Source organism: Streptomyces sp. NBC_01478 (assembly GCF_036227225.1).
Classification (GTDB): Bacteria; Actinomycetota; Actinomycetes; order Streptomycetales; family Streptomycetaceae; genus Streptomyces.
Window position 1 is genome coordinate 9,664,996 of the sequence record NZ_CP109444.1, and the last position, 15,867, is coordinate 9,680,862.

Annotated in this window: 15 protein-coding genes and 1 pseudogene; 11 read left to right on the top strand and 5 right to left on the bottom strand. The window is 72.3% G+C overall.

From position 1 onward, the window contains the following. The first annotated feature begins 35 nt into the window (after positions 1 to 35). Entirely contained in the window at positions 36 to 779 is a 744-nt protein-coding gene (locus OG223_RS43220; RefSeq protein WP_329261362.1) for a YcnI family copper-binding membrane protein, read from the top strand. A gap of 93 nt (positions 780 to 872) precedes the next feature. Here OG223_RS43220 and OG223_RS43225 read toward each other — a convergent pair whose 3' ends face one another. Then, entirely contained in the window at positions 873 to 1,643 is a 771-nt protein-coding gene (locus OG223_RS43225; protein ID WP_329261365.1) for a CDP-alcohol phosphatidyltransferase family protein, read from the bottom strand. A 105-nt stretch (positions 1,644 to 1,748) separates the two neighbouring features. Here OG223_RS43225 and OG223_RS43230 point away from each other — a divergent pair, with 105 nt between their 5' ends. The 5 genes and pseudogenes from OG223_RS43230 to OG223_RS43250 all read left to right on the top strand — a co-directional run. Further along, the gene (locus OG223_RS43230) at positions 1,749 to 2,729 is read left to right on the top strand and encodes a zinc-dependent alcohol dehydrogenase (protein WP_329261367.1); all 981 of its coding nucleotides are present in this window, start codon (positions 1,749 to 1,751) and stop codon (positions 2,727 to 2,729) included. A 150-nt stretch (positions 2,730 to 2,879) separates the two neighbouring features. Continuing rightward, entirely contained in the window at positions 2,880 to 3,278 is a 399-nt protein-coding gene (locus OG223_RS43235) for a 6-pyruvoyl trahydropterin synthase family protein (RefSeq protein ID WP_200691410.1), read from the top strand. Continuing rightward, entirely contained in the window at positions 3,275 to 4,459 is a 1,185-nt protein-coding gene (locus OG223_RS43240; RefSeq protein WP_329261371.1) for a glycosyltransferase family 4 protein, read from the top strand. The genes OG223_RS43235 and OG223_RS43240 overlap by 4 nt, the downstream gene beginning before the upstream one ends. Positions 4,460 to 4,599: 140 nt before the next feature. Further along, positions 4,600 to 5,556, top strand: coding sequence for a trans-aconitate methyltransferase (locus tag OG223_RS43245; protein ID WP_443073867.1), 957 nt, complete (start codon positions 4,600 to 4,602; stop codon positions 5,554 to 5,556). An 11-nt stretch (positions 5,557 to 5,567) separates the two neighbouring features. Then, positions 5,568 to 6,638: pseudogene (locus OG223_RS43250) on the top strand (lysylphosphatidylglycerol synthase transmembrane domain-containing protein); the annotation flags it as partial. 140 nt (positions 6,639 to 6,778) lie between these two features. Here the strand turns inward: OG223_RS43250 and OG223_RS43255 are convergent. After that, positions 6,779 to 7,534, bottom strand: a complete 756-nt coding sequence (locus OG223_RS43255) for a creatininase family protein (protein WP_329261376.1) — start codon at positions 7,532 to 7,534, stop codon at positions 6,779 to 6,781. Between the two features lie 38 nt (positions 7,535 to 7,572). On the opposite strand from OG223_RS43255, the gene ribA reads away from it, so the two are divergent. Genes ribA through OG223_RS43280 form a run of 5 tightly spaced genes read left to right on the top strand, consistent with a single transcriptional unit; the run spans position 7,573 to position 12,593 of the window. Further along, entirely contained in the window at positions 7,573 to 8,235 is a 663-nt protein-coding gene (gene ribA, locus OG223_RS43260) for a GTP cyclohydrolase II (protein ID WP_329261377.1), read from the top strand. 33 nt (positions 8,236 to 8,268) lie between these two features. Continuing rightward, positions 8,269 to 9,240, top strand: a complete 972-nt coding sequence (locus tag OG223_RS43265; protein WP_329261379.1) for an ornithine cyclodeaminase family protein — start codon at positions 8,269 to 8,271, stop codon at positions 9,238 to 9,240. Then, positions 9,237 to 10,382: an NAD(P)/FAD-dependent oxidoreductase gene (locus OG223_RS43270; protein WP_329261382.1), complete on the top strand. Its 1,146-nt coding sequence runs from the start codon at positions 9,237 to 9,239 to the stop codon at positions 10,380 to 10,382. The genes OG223_RS43265 and OG223_RS43270 overlap by 4 nt, the downstream gene beginning before the upstream one ends. Beyond that, positions 10,379 to 11,446, top strand: a complete 1,068-nt coding sequence (locus OG223_RS43275) for a saccharopine dehydrogenase (RefSeq protein WP_329261384.1) — start codon at positions 10,379 to 10,381, stop codon at positions 11,444 to 11,446. The genes OG223_RS43270 and OG223_RS43275 overlap by 4 nt, the downstream gene beginning before the upstream one ends. Further along, the gene (locus OG223_RS43280) at positions 11,439 to 12,593 is read left to right on the top strand and encodes a saccharopine dehydrogenase family protein (RefSeq protein WP_329261387.1); all 1,155 of its coding nucleotides are present in this window, start codon (positions 11,439 to 11,441) and stop codon (positions 12,591 to 12,593) included. The genes OG223_RS43275 and OG223_RS43280 overlap by 8 nt, the downstream gene beginning before the upstream one ends. Before the next feature lie 13 nt (positions 12,594 to 12,606). Here OG223_RS43280 and OG223_RS43285 read toward each other — a convergent pair whose 3' ends face one another. The 3 genes from OG223_RS43285 to OG223_RS43295 form a co-directional block, all read right to left on the bottom strand. Beyond that, positions 12,607 to 13,836 (bottom strand): serine hydrolase domain-containing protein, encoded by a 1,230-nt coding sequence (locus tag OG223_RS43285; protein ID WP_329261390.1) that lies wholly within the window; start codon positions 13,834 to 13,836, stop codon positions 12,607 to 12,609. A gap of 65 nt (positions 13,837 to 13,901) precedes the next feature. Then, positions 13,902 to 15,260, bottom strand: a complete 1,359-nt coding sequence (locus OG223_RS43290; protein WP_329261393.1) for an MFS transporter — start codon at positions 15,258 to 15,260, stop codon at positions 13,902 to 13,904. Beyond that, complete coding sequence (locus OG223_RS43295) at positions 15,257 to 15,841, bottom strand: TetR/AcrR family transcriptional regulator (protein ID WP_329261396.1); 585 nt, start codon at positions 15,839 to 15,841, stop codon at positions 15,257 to 15,259. The genes OG223_RS43290 and OG223_RS43295 overlap by 4 nt, the downstream gene beginning before the upstream one ends. Between the last annotated feature and the right edge of the window lie 26 nt (positions 15,842 to 15,867).

Here is a 15,867-nt window from a genome sequence, read left to right on the forward strand (position 1 = left end):
CCAACTTCCTTTTCCCGTACGGAGATCACCTCACCATGTCCGCACACCGCACCGCCCTGTGCCGCGCAGGCACCGTCGCCGCGCTCGCCACCGCCGGAGTCCTGGCCGCCGCCGGCGTCGCCTCGGCGCACGTCACCGTCCACCCCGAGAGCTATGCGAAGGGCGCCACGGACGGTGTCCTCACCTTCCGCGTCCCCAACGAGGAGGACAAGGCCAGCACGACCAAGGTCCAGGTGTACCTGCCCACCGACCACCCCGTCCTCGGCGTGCTGGTCACCCCGCAGAACGGCTGGACCGCGAAGGTCACCACCAGCAAGCTCAAGACGCCGGTCACGACCGACGACGGCACCATCACCGACGCCGTCTCCGAGATCACCTGGACCGGCGGCAAGATCGGCGCGGGCCAGTTCGAGGACTTCAACGTCGCCTTTGGCCAACTGCCCGACGACACCGACCAGTTGACGTTCAAGACGCTCCAGACCTACTCGGACGGCGACGTCGTCCGCTGGATCGAGGAGACCACGGCGGGCGGTGACGAGCCGGAGGACCCGGCGCCCGTCCTCAAGCTCACCGCGAAGGAGAGCGAGGACGGCGACGAGGCCCCGGCCGCCTCCGCCTCCACGGCGGCCACCGCCACGAAGACGACCTCCGCCTCCTCGTCGAGCTCCAGCAGCGACTCGACCGCCCGCGGGCTCGGCATCGCCGGGCTGATCGTGGGCGTCCTCGGCCTCGCGGCCGGTGCCTTCGCCGTCGTACGCAGCCGCGCGCCGCGGTCGTAGCCGCCGTAGCACTCACGTCGTACGGATAGTGCGGCACGCCGAAGGGCCCGGATCCACCGTCTGGTGGTCCGGGCCCTTTCGGTGTGACCGGTGCTACTGCGAGACCAGTTCGAGGATTTTCTCCTCGGCCGGGACCTCCTCGACGAGGGCGGTGCGGGAGGTGCGCCACAGCCACAGGATGTCGCGGCCGAAGGACCACACCAGCGTGCCCAGCGCGAGCGCCACCACGGCGAGGTTGGCCGTGTGCGGCAGCAGGTCCGCGCCCGCCAGCAGCAGGAGGATGCCCTGGGTGGCGGCGACCGTCTTGCGGGCGGTGCTCGGCGGGAGCGGGGCGTTCAGCCACAGCCAGACGCGGGCCGCCGCGACGAACGCGTAGCGCATGCCGCCGATCAGCAGGACCCACGGGCCCATCTGCGTCGAGACGTACACGCTGAGCACCAGGATCAGGAACGCGTCGACCTCCATGTCGAAGCGCGCGCCCAGCGCGGTCGAGGTGTTCGTGCGCCGGGCCACCTTGCCGTCGACGCCGTCCAGGATCAGGGCCACCGCCGTCAGCCCCACCAGCAGCGTCACCGGCGGCGAGCTCTCGAAGGAGTCCGCGACCAGCGCCGTCACCCCGCCGACCAGGATCGCGCGGCCGAGGGTGACCCGGTTGGCCGGGCCGAAGGAACGCGTCCGGGTCCGGTGCAGCGCCTTGGACAGCACGGCCCAGGTGGCGATCGCGAATGCCAGGCCGGTCAGCCAGCCGGCCGGCCCCATCCCGATCGCCGTGCCGAGCAACGCCAGCAACAGGATCTGAACGCCCGCTCCCACAGCGGTCTCCTGCTGGACCAGCCTTGCTTCGTATGTGTTGTTCAGGGCCACCGCACACCCTCCGGCCGTATGACAGAGTCGATCAACGCCGCGTACTGTGCGCGGCCTGTGGTTACCCGTACGTGAACAGCTTCCCGATCGTTCAGGAGGATCCCGATGAAGCGCACCGCGAGGGCGTTTTGGGTCAGCGCTCCGGGGCACGGCGAGATACGCGACGTCGTTCTGCCGGACCCCGCCGAGGACGAGGTGCTGGTCCGTTCCCTGTGGTCGGGCGTGAGCCGCGGCACCGAGACCCTGGTCTTCCGCGGGGGAGTGCCCGAGAGCCAGCACGCGACCATGCGGGCCCCCTTCCAGGAGGGCGACTTCCCGGGCCCGGTGAAATACGGCTACCTCAATGTCGGGGTCGTGGAGGAGGGCCCGGCCGCGCTGCTCGGCCGTACCGTCTTCTGCCTCTATCCGCACCAGACGCGCTACGTCGTCCCCGTGAGCGCCGTGACACCGGTGCCGGACTCCGTGCCGGCCGGGCGGGCCGTTCTCGCCGGGACCGTGGAGACCGCCGTCAACGCGCTGTGGGACGCGAGACCGCTGATCGGCGACCGGATCGCGGTGGTCGGCGGCGGGATGGTCGGGTGTTCGGTGGCCGCGCTGCTGGCCCGCTTCCCGGGCGTACGCGTCCAGTTGGTGGACGCCGACCCGGCGCGCGCGAAGACCGCCGAGGCGCTGGGAGTCGGCTTCGCGCTGCCCGAGGACGCGCTCGGCGAGTGCGACCTCGTCGTGCACGCCAGCGCCACCGAACAGGGCCTGGCCCGCGCGCTGGAACTCCTCACCCCGGAAGGCACCGTCCTCGAACTCAGTTGGTACGGCGACCGGAAGGTGAGCCTCCCGCTCGGCGAGGCCTTCCACTCCCGCCGCCTGGTGATCCGCAGCAGCCAGGTCGGCACCGTCTCCCCGAACCGGGCGAACCGCAGCTACGCCGACCGGCTCGCCCTCGCCCTCGAACTGCTCGCCGACCCCGCGCTGGACGCGTTGGTCACCGGGGAGAGCGGCTTCGAGGAGCTGCCGGACCTGCTGCCCAGGCTCGCTTCGGGGGAGATCCCGGCCCTGTGCCACCGGGTCCGCTACACCGACATTGGCTGAGAACCGTTCAATTCCGTACGACAAGCGCGTCTGACCTGAGAAAAGAGTGAGAGCGGGCTGAACAGGGGGAGACGTGGAGCCGTACTACACGGCATCCCCCGGCAGGGATCAGCCGGGGGACCAGACGCGCCGCACCTGGAGGGTCGTCCGTTGTTCAGCATCACCGTTCGCGATCACATCATGATCGCCCACAGCTTCCACGGCGAAGTGTTCGGGCCCGCACAGCGGTTGCACGGAGCCACGTTCCTTGTGGACGCCACCTTCCGGCGCGAGCAGTTGGACGACGACAACATCGTCGTCGACATCGGACTGGCCACCCAGGAACTGGGTGCCGTCGTGAGCGAGTTGAACTACAGAAACCTCGACAACGAACCCGACTTCGCCGGGGTCAACACCTCGACGGAGTTCCTCGCGAAGGTCATCGCCGACCGGCTCGCCGAGCGGATCCAGAAGGGCGCGCTCGGCGAGGGCGCCCAGGGCCTGGCCGGGCTCCAGGTCACCCTGCACGAGTCGCACGTCGCCTGGGCGAGTTACGAGCGTGCCCTGTGAGCGACGTGACCATCGACCGCGCCCCCTCGCTGGGATTCCTGCCCGCACAGCGCGCGGCCTCCCGGAATGCCGAGATCATCCCCATGTCCCTGCGCACCGTGCACTTCGTGATGCCGGGCGGCGTCGACGACCCGGCCGCGCCGAGCGGCGGCAACGCCTACGACCGGCGCGTCAGCCTGGACCTGCCCGGCTTCGGCTGGCAGGTCCACAAGCACGCCGTGGACGGCGAGTGGCCCCGGCCGGGCAGCGCGGCCCGCGCCGAACTCGCCCGGGTGCTGCGCGAGTTGCCCGACGGCGCCGCCGTCCTCATGGACGGGCTCGTGGCCTGCGGGGTCCCCGAGATCGTCGTTCCGGAGGCGGACCGGCTGAGCCTGGCCGTCCTGGTCCACCTTCCGCTCGGCGACGAGACCGGCCTGGAGGCCGCCGTGGCCGCGGAGTTGGACGAGAAGGAACGTACGGTCCTGCGGGCGGTGTCGGCGGTCATCGGCACCAGCGAGTGGGCGGTCCGCCGCCTCGTCTCCCACCACGGACTCGCCCCCGAACGCGTCCATGTCGCCACCCCCGGCGCCGACATCGCGCCCCTCGCCTCCGGCACCGACGGCGTCTCCCGCCTGCTGTGCGTCGCCACGCTGACTCCGCGCAAGGGCCAGCACCGGCTGATCGAGGCACTGGCCGCCGCGGCCGACCTGCCGTGGACCTGCGAGTGCGTCGGCGGCTTCGGCAACGACCCGGAGTACGTCGACCACCTGCGCGACCTCATCAAGCGCCACGGCCTCCAGGACCGGCTGCACCTCGCCGGCCCGCGGGCCGGCGCCGAACTCGACGCCACCTACGCCTCCGCCGACCTCATGGTCCTCATGTCGTACGCCGAGACGTACGGCATGGCCGTCACCGAGGCCCTCGCGCGAGGTATCCCCGTGCTGGCCACGGACGTCGGCGGGCTGCCCGAGGCGGTCGGCCGCGCCCCCGACGGCGGGGTGCCCGGCATCCTCGTCCCGCCGGAGGCCCCCGCCGCCCTCGCCGCCGAACTGCGCGGCTGGTTCGGCGAGGCCGACGTACGCCGTCGTCTCAAGGCGGCGGCCCGGGGCCGGCGCGCGGCCCTCGACGGGTGGGCCACCACGGCCCGCAGCCTGGCCGGCGTACTCACCCGGCTCCCCAGCGAACCCCGGAGGGCGGCATGAGTAAGTCGGCTATCACGGCACAAGCTGGACGGATTCCGGCGCAGCCGGGGCCCAGGGGCGTACCGCTGGGCATGCTGGTCGCCCCGGTGCAGCCCGAAGAGCAGAACGCGACGGCTGGACAGCCGGGGCCGGAGGACATCATGGCGGGAACGGTCCAGGCGGACACGGGCGAGCAGACAGGGCCGGGTTCCGTGATCCCCGGCGCCGGGCCCGCCACCCGCCCCGGCGAGCGGGCCACCGTACGGCTGCGGGACGTCGGCCCCGACGACCCGCCGCGCTACGCGCCGGAGTGGCTGGAGCTGCGGGAGGGCGCCGACGCCGTCGCGCGGGCGCCCGAACTGCTCGACCCGCTGCGCATCCGGCTCGCCAACCTGCCCGGCCGCTCCGGGGTCGTCATCCACGACCTGGGCTGCGGCACCGGCTCGATGGGCCGCTGGCTCGCGCCCCGCCTCGACGGCGCCCAGCACTGGATCCTGCACGACCGCGACCCCTACCTCCTGCACTTCGCCGCCGTCGCCTCACCGCGTGCCGCCGCCGACGGCAGCCGCGTCACGGTCGAGACCCGGCGCGGCGACGTGGCCCGGCTGACCCCGGACGCGCTGGTCGGCGCCTCGCTGGTGACGGCCTCCGCCCTCCTGGACGTCCTCACCCGCGAGGAGGTGGACGCGCTCGTCGCCGCCTGTGTCGGCGCCGGCTGCCCCGCGCTGCTCACCCTCTCCGTCGCCGGGCGGGTCGAACTCACCCCGGCCGACCCGATGGACGCCGAGATCGCCGACGCGTTCAACGCCCACCAGCGGCGCGACGGCCTCCTCGGCCCCGACGCGGTCACCGTCACCTGCGAGGCCTTCGCCGCGCACGGCGCCACGGTCCGCGTCCACCCGAGCGCCTGGCGGCTGGGCCCCGACGACCTCGCGCTGACCGCCGAGTGGCTGCGCGGCTGGGTCGGCGCGGCCGTCGAGGAACGCCCCGAGCTGAAGGAACGTGCCGACCACTATCTGCGAGAGCGCCTCGCGGCGTGCGCGGCCGGGGAGTTGACCGTGCTCGTCCACCACAGCGACCTGCTGGCGCTGGCCCGGCCGACGGGGGGAACGTCATGAGCGTCGAGACCATGCGGACGGTCGCACCGCGGCCGGGCACCAGGACGCGCCGGGTGCGTGTGGACCGGTCCACGCCGGTCGCCCTCGCCCTGCGTACCGAGACCGCGGTAGAAGCGGTACGCCGTCCCAAGCACACCCCGCCGCTGCACAGCTCGGCCGTCTCCGGCGACCGCATCGGGGTGATCGTCGCCGCCCCGCGTCCCACCGCCGACCGTGCCTCCGGCGCCCGCCGCGTCCTGCGCGCGATCCTGAACCGGGTGAACTCCCGCGCGGTACGCACCCACTTCGGCACGGTCGCCGGCGTCACCATCCTCGGCGTCCTCCTGTGGCGCCTGGGCACCGGCGTCTTCCTGGACGGACTGCGCCGGATCGACGCACCGACCCTGCTGATCGGACTCGGCATCGGCCTGGTCACCACCGTGTTCAGCGCCTGGCGCTGGGCCCTGGTCGCACGCGGCCTGCGCATCAGGCTGCCGCTCGGCCCGGCCGTCGCCGACTACTACCGCGCCCTGTTCCTCAACGCGGCCCTGCCCGGCGGCATCCTCGGCGACGTCCACCGGGCGGTCCGCCACGGACAGAGCGCCGGCGACATGGGCCGCGCCGTACGGGCCGTCGTCCTGGAACGCGTCGCGGGACAGATCGCGCTGGCCGTCGTCGGGGTGACGGTCCTGCTGGGCCTCGACTCCCCGGTGATGGCCGACGTCCGCAGCATCGCCCCGCTCGTCCTGCTCGCCGCCGTCGGAGCGCTCGCGGTCGTGGCCGCCCTGCGCATGAACCGCCCGGCCGCCACCACCCGCCGGGCCCGCGCCCTGCGCACCACCCTCGACGAGGCACGCGCCGGACTGTTCTCCCGCGCCAACTGGCCCGGCGTCACCTTCTCCTCGCTGGTCATCCTGGCGGGCCACCTCGCGATGTTCGTCGTCGCCGCCCGGGCCGCCGGCTCCGCCGCCACCGTCGCCCAACTGCTCCCCATCGCGATCCTCGCGCTGCTCGCCATGGGCCTGCCGCTGAACGTCGGCGGCTGGGGCCCCCGCGAGGGCGTCACCGCCTGGGCGTTCGGCGCCGCGGGTCTCGGCGCGAGCAGCGGCCTGTCCGTCTCGGTGATCTACGGCGTGCTCAGCTTCGTCGCCGCCCTGCCCGGCCTGCTGGTCCTGGTCGCCCGCTGGTGCACCGGCCTGCGCACCACCGGGCCCGGCACCGCCGTACCGGACCCGGAACCCGCTCAGGCGTCCGCGGTCAGCATCGAGAAATACGCGCCGAAGGAATCGGCGAGGCTCGCCAGCAAGGCCTTCCCCTTTTCCGCCGAGCCGAGGGACGGGCGCCCGATGACGCCCGACTCGGTATAGCCGGACATACCGAGCGTCAGGAGATGGCGACGGTCGTCGGCGACGAAATCGGAGGTCTCATAACCGGGACGGATCAATTCGGGATGAGCGTGCAGCAGAATGGAGGTCTCGATTTCCCCCGCATGCATATCGGTGAGCAGCGAGGTCAGTACCCCGGCCCGCTCCAGCGCGGCCTCCCAGTCCTCGGCGGCCGGGAACAGCGCCATCCGCTCCCCGCGCGCGGAGGACTCCTGAACGACGTTGCCCAGTACGTAGTTTCCGCCGTGACCGTTGACCACCACCAGGGCCTGAACCCCCGAGCGGCGGAGCGAGTCCGCGATGTCCCGCACCACCGCATGAAGGGTCACGGAAGAGATGCTGACGGTCCCCGGCCAGGCGGCGTGCTCGTGCGAGCAGCCGATCGTCACCGGCGGCAGGAGATGCACCGGGTACGCCGCGGCGATCTCCCGGGCCACGGCACAGGCGACGAGGGTGTCGGTCGCCAGCGGAAGATACGGGCCGTGCTGCTCGAAACTGCCGACCGGAAGGACGGCGACCTGTGTTGATACTTCTGCCCCCCTAGACCTCACGTCCTCCGTGGTGTCCGCCGGCACCAGTCCGTATGCCGCCGTCCGTGAGCCCGAACCATTCATTTTTTCACGGCCTTTCGTCTCTGCTTAGGAACCAGATCATGACAGAAAACATTGGCGTACTCGGCAAGAAGAAGTCCGCGCAGTCCAGGGGCGCGGAACGCGTCGTGAATGCTCCCTTGCCCACCGTGTACGGCAAATTCCAGGCGATCGGCTACCTGGACCACGACCGCGGTGACGAGCAAGTGGCCCTGGTCTACGGCGACATCGGCACGGACGACGTACTCACCCGACTGCACTCGGAGTGCCTGACGGGCGATGCCTTCGGCTCCCAGCACTGCGAGTGCGGCGACCAACTGGACGCCGCGATGCGCGCCGTCGTCGCCGAAGGCCGGGGCATCGTCGTCTACTTGAGAGGGCACGAGGGCCGCGGCATAGGCCTGCTCGCCAAGTTGCGCGCGATGGCCCTGCAGGCGGAGGGCCTGGACACCGTCGAGGCGAACCTCGCCCTCGGCCTGCCCGTCGACGCCCGCGACTACGGCGTGGCCGCCGAGATCCTGCACGACCTGGGTGTGGCGAGCGTCCGGCTGCTCTCCAACAACCCGCGCAAACGCGAGGCGTTGCTGGAACACGGCATCAAAGTCTCCGAAGAGGTACCGCTGTTGATCCCGCCCTGCGAGAACAACATCACCTATCTGCGGACCAAGCGGGAGCGCCTGGACCACCACCTGCCCCATTTGGACGCGGTGGCGCACTGGTCCTGATTCCGGTGAGCGCGGTCCGGACAGGAAGAGGGAATGACCGACGACGTCCTCTTCCTCTCCGGCGACCGCGTCCGGCACCTGCTCGACACGGACGCGGCCATCGCCTCGCAGCGCGCGGCCTTCACCGCGCTCGGCGACGGCGACGCCGACCTGCCCGGCAAGATCATGCACCCGAGCCGCTTCGACGACAGTGTCGTCTTCGCCTATGTCTCCCGGCTGTCGGCGGACACCGGGGCGGTGGCGAAGTTCGGCAGCGTCAACCCCGCCAACGCGAAGGCGGGGCTGCCGACCGTCCACGCGGTGATCAGCGCCCTCGACCCGGTCACCGGGCACCTGGTCGCGGTCATGGACGGCACGGCGGTCACCACTCTGCGCACGGCCGCGGGCAGCGCCGTAGCCGTCGACGCCCTGGCCGGCCCCGACGCCGACCGCCTCGCCGTCCTCGGCTCCGGCACCCAGGCCCTCGCCCACGTCCGCGCGATCGCCCGGGTCCGGGACCTGGCCTCCGTACGACTCTGGAGCCCGAACCCCGTGCGGCGCGCACACGCCGCACGGACGCTGACGGCCGAACTTCCCTTCCCCGTCGAGGCGGTGGACACCGCGGAGGATGCCGTGACCGGCGCGTCCGTGGTCGCCGCCTGCACGCTCAGCACCACCCCCGTGGTGCGCGGCGCGTGGCTCGCGCCCGGCTGCACGGTCGTCAGCATCGGCTCGTTCGAACCCACCCGCAGTGAGGTCGACGCGGAGGTCCTGCGGCGGTCGGCGGCCGTCGTCGTCGACGACCCGGAGACGGCCGCCGCGCACGCCGGGCCGATCGTCGACGCCCTGCGCGCCGGACTGCTCGCCCCCGCCGACCTGATCCCGCTCGGCGCCGTACTCACCGGCCGCCGCGGCGCCCGTACCCGACCGGACGACATCGTCCACTACAACAGCGTCGGCCTCGGCATCCAGGACGCGGCCGCGGCCTGGGCCGTGATCGACGCGGCCAAGAAGGAGCGCCCGTGAAGCGTCAGGCTGAGGTCGTCGTCATCGGCGGCGGGGTCATCGGCACGAGCATCGCCTACCACCTCGCCCGCGCCGGCGTCAGAGACGTGGTCCTCGTCGAACGGGACGAACTCGCCGCCGGGTCCACCTCCAAGGCGGCCGGCGGAGTGCGCGCGCAGTTCTCCGACGGGCTCAACGTGCACCTGGGCGCCCGCAGCCTGGAGGCCTTCGAGCGCTTCGAGGAGGACACCGGGTACGACATCGGGTTACATCGCATCGGCTACCTCTTCCTGCTGTCCCGGCCCGAGGACGTCGCGTCCTTCGAGGCGGGCGTCCGGCTGCAGAACTCCCTCGACGTGCCCAGCCGGCTGATCGACCCCGCCGAGGCCCGCCGCCTCTCCCCGCTGATCAGCACCGAGGGCCTGCTCGCCGCCGCCTACTCGCCCGACGACGGCCACTGCACCCCCGAGGCCGTCGTGCACGGCTACGCCTCCGCCGCCCGCGCCCACGGCGCGACGATCATGCGCCACACCGACGTCACCGGCATCGAGACCTACGGCGACACCATCACCGCCGTGCTGACGACCCTGGGCCGTATCGACACCAACACGGTGATCTGTGCGGCCGGTGCCTGGTCCAAGGGAATCGGCGCGATGGTCGGCGTGGACCTCCCGGTGCAGCCGCTGCGCCGCCAGATCGCGGTCACCGAACCGGTACCCGGCCTTCCGCCCGCGCTCCCCATGACGATCGACTTCACCACGAGCCTCTACTTCCACAGCGAGGGCCCCGGCCTCCTCGTCGGCATGTCCGACCCCGACGAGCGCCCCGGCTTCGCCACCGACACCCACGACCGCTGGATCCCCCGCCTCACCGAGGCGATGCAGCACCGCGCCCCCGGCCTCCTGGAACTGCGCCGCACCGGCGGCTGGGCGGGCCTGTACGAGAACACCCCGGACCACAACGCCCTGATCGGCGAGGCGACTTCGGTCTCCCGCTTCCTCTACGCCACCGGCTTCTCCGGCCACGGTTTCCTCCAGGGACCGGCCGTCGGCGAGGTCGTCCGCGACCTGTACCTCGGCCACGTACCCTTCGTGGACGTCAGCCCCCTGAGCGCCGGCCGGTTCGCGGCCGACGCCCCGCGTCCGGAGGTCAACCTGGTATGACCGAGCTGCATCTGTGGCTGCGCCACGAGCCCCGCACGACCGAACGCCGCACCCCGGTCGTCCCCTCCGACGCCCGCCGCCTCGTCGAGAGCGGGGTGACCCTCACGGTCGAGGAGTCCCCGCAGCGGATCTTCCCGATCGAGGAGTACGAGGCGGTAGGCGCCCGGGTGGCGCCCGCGGGCTCCTGGGTGTCGGCGCCGCGCGACGCGGTGATCCTCGGCCTCAAGGAACTCCCGGACGAACCGGCCGAATTGACCCACCGTCACATCTTCTTCGGGCACGCCTACAAGGGCCAGCCCGGGGCGGGCGACCTGCTGAGCCGCTTCACGGCCGGGGGAGGAGCGCTCCTCGACCTCGAATACCTGGTGGACGACGACGGGCGCCGCCTCGCCGCGTTCGGCTTCTGGGCCGGCTACCTGGGCGCGGCCCTCGCCGTGCTCCAGCACCGGGGCCGACTGACCGCGCCCCTCACCCCCACCTCGAAGGAGGAGCTGGACAAGACCCTCCAACCCGCCGTCGGGGACCCGGAGTTCACGGCGCTGGTGATCGGCGCGCTCGGCCGCAGCGGACGGGGAGCACGCGTGGCCCTCTCCACAGCCGGCGTCGCACCGACCTGTTGGGACCTGGCCGAGACCCAAGACCTGGACCGCCCGGCCCTGTTGGCCCACGACGTCCTGGTCAACTGCGTCCTGGCGACGACCCCCGTCCCGCCCTTCCTCCGCGAACCGGACCTCGACGACCCGACCCGTCGGCTCCGCACCGTCTGCGACGTCACCTGCGACGTCGGCTCGTCCCTCAACGTCCTGCCGGTCTACGACCGCACGACCGAATGGGGCGACCCCGTACGGCAGTTGCACACGCAGCCCCCGCTCGACCTCATCGCCATCGACAACCTGCCGTCCCTGCTGCCGAGGGAGTCCAGCACCGACTTCTCGGCCGCGCTGCTGCCCCACCTCCTGGGCTTCGGGACCGGCGGGGCATGGGGGCGCAGCATGGACCTCTTCCGCACGAAGTCCCATGAGCTCGAAAACGCCGCTACCGAAGGGGAGCTGGGCCATGTCTGACGTGGTGCGCGCGAGCGGAACCGTCCACTGGATCGGCGCCGGACTCTCCACGGGCAGCGGTCTCGCCCTGCTGTGCGACGCCGCCGAGCGGGTACGGCTGTGGCACCGCACCGAGGAACGCGCGGCTCAGGCCCTGGATCACCAGGGCCTGACGGGGCGCGCCGCGCCCCGCGCGTTCACCCTCGCCGCGCTCACGGCCGAACTGGCGCCCGGAGACGTCGTCGTCTCCATGCTGCCCGCGCCCGAACACGCGGCGCTGCTGGCCGCCTGCGTCCGCCGGCAGGCACACTTCGCCTGCTCCAGCTATGTCTCGGACGCCGTCCTGGAACAGGTCCCGGCGGCCGAGAAGGCGGGCATCGTCGTCCTCACCGAGGCCGGACTCGACCCGGGCATCGACCACCTCTTCGCCCACAGCCTCGTCGCCCGCGCCCGGGAGGCGATCGGCGAGGGTACGGCGGCCTCGTACCGCTTCACCTCGTACTGCGGCGGTGTCCCCGCGGTGCCCAACGACTTCCGGTACCGCTTCAGTTGGGCGCCCGCCGGAGTCCTGGGCGCGCTGCGCTCGCCGGCGCGCTACCTGGAGGACGGCGAGGAGACCGTCGCGGCCCGGCCCTGGGAGGTGACCCGGCCGCATGTCGTGGACGGCGAGACCTTCGAGGTCTATCCGAACCGGGACAGCGTGCCGTTCATCGAGCAGTACGGGCTGCCGGGGGGATGGACACCACGGACGTTCGTGCGCGGCACCCTGCGCCTGGAGGGCTGGCTGCGGGCCTGGGACGCGGTGTTCGAGGAACTGAAGGCGGGCGACGACAACCGGATCGCCGCGCTGGCACGGGAGTTGGCGGCCACCTATCCCACCACGGACGCCGACCGCGACCGGGTCGTCCTCGCGGTGTCCCTGGACGTCCGGGGCGACGCGGGCGGGACCTGGTCCGGCAGCTACCTCCTCGACCTGGTCGGCGACGAGGAGGAGAGCGCGATGGCCCGCTGCGTGTCGCGTCCCCTCTCCCTGGCGGTCCGCCACATCCTGTCCGACGACCTGCCGTCCGGCTTGAACCGGGCGGCGGAGACGGCGGAGCGGTCACGGGAGTGGCTGAGCGAACTGGCGGGGGAGGGGCTGGAGTTCACCTTGCGGGTGGATCAGTAGCCGGGTGCGGTCCTCAGCCCGTGATCGCCTCGTGCACCAACTGCTTCAGCTCCGGCATGATCTTCAGTGACGACTTCGGCCGGAGCTGCGTCATGAACTGCACGGTGAGATCGCGGCCCGGGTCCACCCAGAACGTCGTCGTCGCCACCCCGCTCCACCCGAACGCGCCCAGTCCCATGGGGGCCTGGGTGCGGTCGGGGTCGATGACGACGGAGACGCTGAGGCCGAAACCGATGCCGTCGTTGCCGGACTCCTGGTGCGCGGGGCTGCCGAAGGCGCGCATGTCGGCGCCGCCGGGGAGATGGTTGCTGGCCATGAGGTCGACCGTCTCGGGGGCGAGCAGCCGGGTGCCGTCGAGTTCGCCCCGGCGCCGCAGGAACTCCGCGAACCGGTGCACGTCGTAGGGGCTCGCCGCCATCCCGCCGCTGCCCGACAGGAACCGGGGCCGGCCGCCCCGCAGCGGCAGTCCGGCGATCGGCTCGATACCGCCGCCGTCGGCGTCGCCGTACAACTCCGAGAGCCGGTCCGCCTTTTCGTCCGGGACCTGGAAGCCGGCGTCCGGCATCCCGAGCGGCCGGAAGATCCGCTCGGCGAAGAACTCGTCGAGCCGCTGCCCGGACACCACCTCGACGATCCGGCCCAGCACATTGGAGGCGACGGAGTAGTTCCACTGCGTGCCCGGCTCGAACTGGAGCGGCAGGCTCGCGTACACGTCGATCGTCTCGGCGAGGTTCGCGCCGGGCGGCACGGACGACTCCAAGTGGGCTTCCCGGTACAGGGCGTCGACGGGGTGCGAGTGGTAGAAGGCGAAGGTCAGGCCCGAGGTGTGGGTCATCAGGTGGCGGATCAGCATCGGCTGCTCCACCGGCCGCGTCTTCAGGCCGGCGCCGGAGCCGCTGTCGTAGACCCGCATGTCGGCGAAGGCCGGCAGGTGGTCGGCGACCGGGTCGTCCAGCGAGAGCTTGCCCTCCTCCATCAGGATCAGCGCGGCGACCGCGGTGACCGGCTTGGTCATGGAGTAGATCCGGTACAACGTGTCCGGTGTGACGGGGAGTTTCGCCGCCACATCGCGGTACCCGTGGGCGGTGAGGTGGGCGACGCGGCCGCCGCGGGCCACGGACACCAGGAAGCCCGGCAGGCGCTCCACGTCGACGTAGTGGGCGAAGTGCTGGTCCAGGCGGTCCAGTGCCTTGTGATCCAGTCCGACCTCGTCCGGGTCGACCTCTTGTCGCAGCTTTGCCATGGCTCTCCTCCGAATTGCGTTCACGAGGTGGGGTCCCGCATACCCGGCCCCGGACACCTCGGAACTCATCGTCCCGCAGGAACACCTGCGCGGTCTCCTGTAACGGGGGGATGTGTGAGCGACGCGACTGTCCGTCCGGGCAGCGCGCGAGCGGCGAGAGCGCCGGTCAGGGCCACCGCGGCGAGCACTCCGAGCGCCTGTTCCCGGCCACTTCCGGCCAGCAGCGCGCTCCCGGCGGCTACGCCCAATGTCGGCCCCACGTTCGCCGCGGTCTGCTTGAGCCCGCCCGCCACCCCGGCCGACTCCACGGCCGCCGCCCGCACGACTACTTGGGTCGCCGCCACCATGACCGTTCCAAACCCGGCCCCGAGCAGGGCGAAACCCCCGCATACCGCGACTGTGCCGGAGGCCCGGGACAACACGAGAACAGCCAGGGCTACGACCGGCATCGCCACGCCGGCCGTACGACGCGCCCCGACCCGGCGCAGCACCACGGCGGTCGCGGGTGCCGCGAGGACCATCGCGGCGGCCAACGGCAGCCCTCGGAGGGCGCTTTGGAACGGGCCAAGTCCCATCGTGTCCTGAAGGAAATAGGTGACGACGAACAGCGTCCCGGAGAACGCGGCCGATGCCGCGAGCAGCATCCCGAGCGCCCCGCGGATCGCCGACGACCCGACGACGTCCGGCGGCAGCAGCGGATGCGCCGTACGACGCTCATGCCGTACGAAGGCGAGACCGGCCAGCGCCGACACGGCCAGCCCACCGGCCGACCCGGGCAGATCCACCAGCGCCTGGACGAGCGAGGCGAGGGAGAGCGCGAGCAGCAGGGCGCCGGGCAGATCGAACCGGATGGTGGCTGATTCCGTGCGCTGCGGGCCCCGGACGGTGAGCGCGAGTACGCCGAACACCAGCGAGGGCACGACGTTGAGGAAGAACACGGCCCGCCAGCCCACCGCGCCCACCAGCGCCCCGCCCACCAACGGCCCGGCCGCCGCCGCGAGTCCGATCACACTCGTCCGTACGGCGATCGGCATGCCGAGCCGGTCGGGCGGGAACGCGGCGCGCAGCATGCCGAGCGTGGCCGGCTGCAACAGCGCCCCGAACACCCCCTGCACGACCCGCAGTCCGATCACCCAGCCGACACCGGGCGCCAGCCCGATCCCGGCCGAGGCGACCCCGAAACCGAGCATGCCGAGCCCGAACACCCGCTGATGCCCGTACCGGTCCCCGATCCGCCCGGCCGACACCAACAGGCTCGCCACGGCGACCAGATACGCGGTGCTGGTCCACTGGACCTGGGCCAGGGACGCCCCCAACTCCCGCTGCAGCGTGGGCTGTACGACGGTGAGCACGGTCCCGTCGAGTGCGACGATCGCCGCCCCCGCCGCGCTGCCGGCCAGCACGAGCCGACCGTGCGCCGTCATACGGCGGCCTCCGGACCGAGGTGCGCGTCGAGGGCCGACCGCAGCAGGGGGACGAAGTCGTCGGCGCCGGTGGCGAGTTGGAGGCTGCCCCAGCGCCAGAGCTGGGCGATGCCGTGCAGGTTCGCCCACAGCGCGCCCGCGACCGTGCGCGCGTCCAGGCCGGGACGGGCCCGGCCGACCAGGTCCACCAGGACACCGAACAGGGGCAGGCTGGTGTCCCGCAGCCCCAAGTGCCCGCTCTCCAGCAGATCGTGACGGAACATCAACTCGTACATGCCGGGGTTGTCGAGCGCGAACTCCAGATAGACGCCGCCCAGCGCCGCCACCTGCGCGCGCGGGTCGGCCCCACCGTCCCCGATCGCCCCCGCCGCCCGCTCGCCCAGGTCGGCGAAGCCGCGCCGCGCGATGGCGGACAGCAGCTCCAGGTGGGTGGGGAAGTAACGGCGCGGTGCCCCGTGCGAGACACCGGCCCGCCGGGCGATCTCCCGCAGGGTGAGGGCCTGCGCCCCCTCTTTCGCGACCAGGTCGACCCCGGCGTCGACGAGCCGGTCGCGCAGGCCCGCTGCTTCCGATTCACTCATAGACACTGTCTACCAGCAGGCGGTAG